This is a genomic window from Thiocapsa sp. (assembly GCF_011390875.1).
Lineage (GTDB): Bacteria > Pseudomonadota > Gammaproteobacteria > Chromatiales > Chromatiaceae > Thiocapsa.
Genome location: NZ_JAABRP010000296.1, coordinates 1 through 4270, shown reverse-complemented (window position 1 = coordinate 4270; position 4270 = coordinate 1). Strand labels below are relative to the sequence as shown.

Sequence of the window (4270 nt, the reverse complement as noted above, 5' to 3'; positions counted from 1 at the left end):
GATCGTCTCCCGGGTTTGGCGCCTCGGGTCACCTGGATGCATGGTGACATGGCCGACGATGCTCGCGGTGCCCGAGATGGCCAGCTCCAAAGTTCCGCGTGGACCTCGATAGCAGAGCGCGCGTGCGAAGGATGGCGGCCGCGGTCCGTAGGGCAGGGGGTAGCGGTAGGCACTGATCTGACGGGGATTGCCGATCGGCACGCCCGGGCCGCGCCCGGCCAGCAGATGGATCGAGAGGCCCGTTGCCTCGCACCCGATGGCCGTGGCCGCGGGAAAGCAGCGTTCCGGGATCGCGGCCTCCGCAAAGGCCGCGGCTCGGCCTCGGCAGAAGGCTTGATAGCGCTCCAGGCCCAGTTCCTCGTCGTTGATGCGGGACATGTAGTTCCAGATGCGCAACGGATGCGGGAAGCCGGCATCGCTCAGGAACGCGAGCAGTTGCAGGTAAGCCCGGTGGGCCACGGCTGTCAGGTCGGTCCCGGCGGGCTCTTCGGCGAGCAGATGCGCAAAGGTGAAGTCCCCGCCGCAGACATAACCGACGTCGCCCGACCAGCCCGCCGCGCCGATATCCGGCAGACGCCAGACCTCGCGGTCGGGCGAGCCGGCGATGGGCGGGGTGCCGATGCAGATGCGACGCGGGTCGGCGGCGTCGCGATCATGGTGCATCCCGAAGCGGATATCGGCGAGCACCGATTCATCTGAGTCGTCCGAATCCCGGCTCGGATACGCGATCATGTCACGATCCCCCGGCCGCAGCCGAGATCGAGGATGTGGCCGCGACCGACGGAACGGCCATCGGCGATCCGCGCGCGGTCCCGGAGCGCTTCGGCGAGGACATGCGTGCGATGGATCTCGGTGCCCCGAAACCACCGCCCGAAGCGGGGCTCGGGGATCCGGACGGCTACGGCGCCCGTCGGTGGGCAGCCGTCTGCAGGCGCTATTCGGTTATCCATTCCCATTGCTTTACTTCGACCAAGTCCTTCGACTGAAACACAAACCAGGTGACGACAAACCCGATGGTCCACCCCGAGGTCTGCTCGACCAGCGGGCTGTCTTCGAAGACGGCTCCTTGAAGGTTGTCGTAGAGGGCGTAAAGGCTGACGAGCTTTTGCCGGTCGCGATGGTACAGGCTGGTGCGCAGGCGGGTGCCGCCGAAGCCGGCCTCGGCAGCGTAGGCCGGTCGCTGTGCCGTCGCGTCCGCCGCGTCGACCTGATAGTAATAGCGGTTCAATCCCCCTGATCCCCAAAGCGCCTCGGCGCCGATCGACCACTTCCAAGGGCTGTCGAACAGGTCGACTTGGCGCCGGTACGAGATCCGCGGGGTGACCGCATAGCCGACGTATCGGACCCCGTTTCCGACCGACAGGGCCGCTCGGACCGGGAGGTCGAGGATCACCGATTGACTTGACCGCAGCGCCGTCCATGGTTTGTAGCGCAGCATCGGGCCGATCTCCAGGATCGGGTCCAGGTCGTCCATGCCCTCGCGCACCTTGTTGTCGCTGCTGACCGGGACGTTGCCGAAGACGCTGAAATCGAGCCGCAGGCGGCTCGATTCGCCGAGCACACCCTTGATGCCTTCCTCGTCCGCTTGGAGCTGTCGGCCCCGATAGATCGGCATGACGAAGGGGTATGGATAGGTGCCGGCCTCGCCTGAGCCGCGATAATCCGGGATGCGGATCACGCCGCCGCCCAAGCCGACCTCCCAGAGCGGCAGCTCCTCGGCCGCTGCCGAGGCCGCGAGGGTGGAGAGCAGGATCAGCAGGCGCCGCGCCATCCCTATTGCCTGTCGAAACACGTTGCTCAAAACGACCTTACCCCAGCCGCAGGGTCTGCTTGTAGAAATGCGGGATGGCGTCCGGGTCCGCGGTCATGAGGATGTTGTCGAGCACCCAGCTCGGGAGTCGGCCTTGGGCGGTCATGCGCGCGAGTTGGGTCTTGAGTCCCTCCCAGTAGAAACCCTCGCCCGAGCCGTCGAAGAACACGATGGGTCCGGCCTCGATGACGCCGAGCTTCATGTCCGTCAGGGTCAGGCCGATCTCTTCGAGCGTCCCGACACCGCCCGAGAGGAAGATGTGGAAGCTCGCGATCTCGAACCAGCGCTGGCGCGACTGGCGGCTGCGCGCCTGGAACGTCTGGTAATAGTCGGCGCTTTGATTGGGCTTTTGGTTCAGCGTCTCGATGTAGCTGGAGCCGACCAGCAGGCCGAGCCGGTGGGCGGCCTCGGTCACCTGGAGCATGGCGCCGGGGCCGCCGCCGGTGAGGATGCTGATGTCGCTGCCGAACAGGCCCTTCAGGTTGGCTAGAAGGCGCTCGATTTGGAGGGCGGACCCTTCGTCGAGCGGCTTGATGGATCCGTAGATGGCGAAGACCAGGCTGGAGCGGAAGCGGTCGACCTTCTCGGGCGTCGTGAAATAGCCGCGAAGCCCTCGAAAGACATGTCGGACGACATGGCCGCGGGTCTGATTGCACCAGAAGACCTCGATCCCGAGACCCTCGTAGTCGGCCAGTCGGCCGTGGTCCCGCGCGGAGAGGAAGTGGCCATGTTCGAAGGATGCGCGGCGAAAGACGATGCGACCGATGCGCTGGCGCAGGCCCGCGGCGCAGATCTCGGTGTGCTCGATGAGATTCGGGAAATAGCCGAGCAGCAGTGTCGCGCGTGCGCCGTCGGCGAGATCCTCCAGGATCCCGGTACCGAATTCGGTGCGGGTGTCGAGCTTCAATCCCTCGGCGACCAAGCCGGCCGCCAGATCGGTCCCGCCGCGCGGGTCGCGCGGCTCCTCGGGCCGGGTCCAGATCCGATCCGGCCGACCTCCGTCGAGCAGGGTCTCGGGATGCTGCGTCACCGCCATCATACGATGCGAGTAGCGATCTTCGAGTGGACCCGCCTCGAGCCGATCGAAGACCTCCGCGAGCTGCGTATAGTCGTTGCCGCTCTCCGCGTCGGCGGACGAGGTGCTCGCACGGCCATGCCAGTAGCGCCGACTCGGCGTGACCGGGATGGCGTCGTGTACCGATGCGGCGACGCTCGGATTGATGATCAACTGCTCGGAGCGGTTGATGAACTCCAGGTAGACGTTCGTGCCGCGCGTGGAGACCGGGTCCAGCACCGTTGCCTGCAGATGAAAGCCGAGCGCGTCGTCCAGATTGCGGAGCACCACGTAGTGGCGGTGCAGAAACATGGAGCAGGCCGTCACCAGTCCGTCGTTCGGCGGCAGTGCAATGTGATCGACCGCCTCGCGGATCTGCAGCCGGTTGAGCAGATCCTTGCCGTCGGCATGGGTGGCGATCGCCGTGATCTGCTCGAGCGTCAAGGGCTGGAGAAATCGGAAGAGCTGACGCTGCGGCCGCAGGATGAGATAGCCGTTGCTGTCGACCGAGAAGCCGGCCGGGACCTGAATCTCGTTGCCCTGGATGAGTGCGTGGATGGCGGCGGAGTCGAGCCGATTCTCCTGCGGGCAAAACACCAGACGTCCGACCCGCAGGCCCGGGACCACGATGTGCTGCAGGTGCTCGGCGATGCCGAAGGAGTGGATTGCCGAGACCACCTGGAGCTTAAGTGTGCAATGGTCCCCGTTGAAGAGCGGCTCGTCGAGCGGACAGATGTTGATACCGATCCGCGCGAGCCGACTGCGGGCGGCAAAGACCAGGTCGGACTCCCGACCCTTCACGAGCGCGCGAAACCGCGGCGAGATCGCGAACCGCGCCTCGACCCGAATGCCTTCCTCGTCGGTGCCGACGAGGGCCGTGATCCAACCGTCGCCGGTTTCGGGGGTCGCGTACATGTACTGGTCCTGATGTCGCTAGGGTGTCGCCGGGGACGGATCGACGTTCGGGAGCGGGCCCGCCGGGCGGTCTGTGCTCGTATCCGCGCGCCGGGTTTACCCGGTGTTTCCCGGCCGATGCTAGAATGACCGGCCGAACAACATGCAGCGCGACTCCCGCGGTGTCAACCGGCCCGGATCAGGCGCCGGGTTCAACGCGCGGGATGTACGCTTGATCGATTTCGAGTGAAGAGAGGTCATCGATGGCGGGTCACAGCAAATGGGCCAACATCAAGCATCGCAAGGCGGCGCAGGACAAACAGCGCGGCAAGGTCTGGACCAAGCTGATCCGCGAGGTGACGGTCGCGAGCCGCGAAGGCGGCGGTGATCCGGGCGCCAACCCCCGGTTGCGTCTTGCGATGGACAAGGCGTTCGGCGCCAACATGCCGCGCGACACGGTCGAGCGCGCCATCAAGCGCGGTGCCGGCGGGATGGAGGGCGACGACTACGAG

4 protein-coding genes and 1 pseudogene are annotated in these 4270 nt (G+C 66.1%); 2 read left to right on the top strand and 3 right to left on the bottom strand.

Annotated elements, in window-relative coordinates; translation table 11 throughout:
- The coding region (locus GPT33_RS17325; RefSeq protein ID WP_296811514.1) for a hypothetical protein at positions 1–732 on the bottom strand (732 nt) is incomplete at its 3' end.
- 35 nt (positions 733–767) lie between these two features.
- Between GPT33_RS17325 and GPT33_RS17320 the strand changes: the two genes are divergently transcribed.
- Positions 768–986 (top strand): hypothetical protein, encoded by a 219-nt coding sequence (locus tag GPT33_RS17320; protein ID WP_296811511.1) that lies wholly within the window; start codon positions 768–770, stop codon positions 984–986.
- On the opposite strand, the gene GPT33_RS17315 is transcribed toward GPT33_RS17320, so the two are convergent.
- Complete coding sequence (locus GPT33_RS17315; RefSeq protein WP_296811508.1) at positions 935–1771, bottom strand: MipA/OmpV family protein; 837 nt, start codon at positions 1769–1771, stop codon at positions 935–937. The two genes, GPT33_RS17320 and GPT33_RS17315, sit on opposite strands and share 52 nt — an antisense overlap.
- A 37-nt stretch (positions 1772–1808) precedes the next feature.
- Positions 1809–3779 (bottom strand): LOG family protein, encoded by a 1971-nt coding sequence (locus tag GPT33_RS17310; protein ID WP_296811506.1) that lies wholly within the window; start codon positions 3777–3779, stop codon positions 1809–1811.
- 242 nt (positions 3780–4021) lie between these two features.
- Between GPT33_RS17310 and GPT33_RS17305 the strand changes: the two are divergent.
- A pseudogene (locus tag GPT33_RS17305) lies at positions 4022–4270 on the top strand (YebC/PmpR family DNA-binding transcriptional regulator); the annotation flags it as partial.